Consider the following 370-nt stretch of genomic DNA (forward strand, 5'->3'; position numbering starts at 1 on the left):
CTTGAGCATTTTCTTCTCCAGTAAATGTAAAATGGTAGGTAGCAGCTAAATCTTTTGCTTGATTTCTTTGAAACATATGAGGAAGCACCTGCAAAAACGCACGGATTGATTTCGATCGTAAGCCGTTGCTCACCGGTCGAACTTGTTTATGGGGAAAACGCTTTTTGACATGATCCTCAGCGTCGGAATTCGGCACTACATCAACCATTTCGTTTTTATCCTGTAGTGGTTTGACAACGTACTTCAAAAATTTCTTGCGATCGTCAAGAAACACACCAATTACATCTTCTCCAGCAGGACAAACGGACATACAGTAGGCCGCTTTATAGCTAGCTCCAAAAGAAAGGCTCTGCCACATAGATGCTGTTTC

1 pseudogene is annotated in these 370 nt (G+C 42.2%); it reads right to left on the minus strand.

Annotated features, from left to right (window positions below):
* Window positions 1-310, minus strand: a pseudogene (locus tag SB773_RS30395) (4Fe-4S ferredoxin); the annotation flags it as partial.
* Between the last annotated feature and the right edge of the window lie 60 nt (window positions 311-370).

The sequence above is a fragment of the Bacillus sp. SIMBA_074 genome, from assembly GCF_046534555.1.
GTDB classification, from domain to species: domain Bacteria; phylum Bacillota; class Bacilli; order Bacillales; family Bacillaceae_G; genus Bacillus_A; species Bacillus_A mycoides.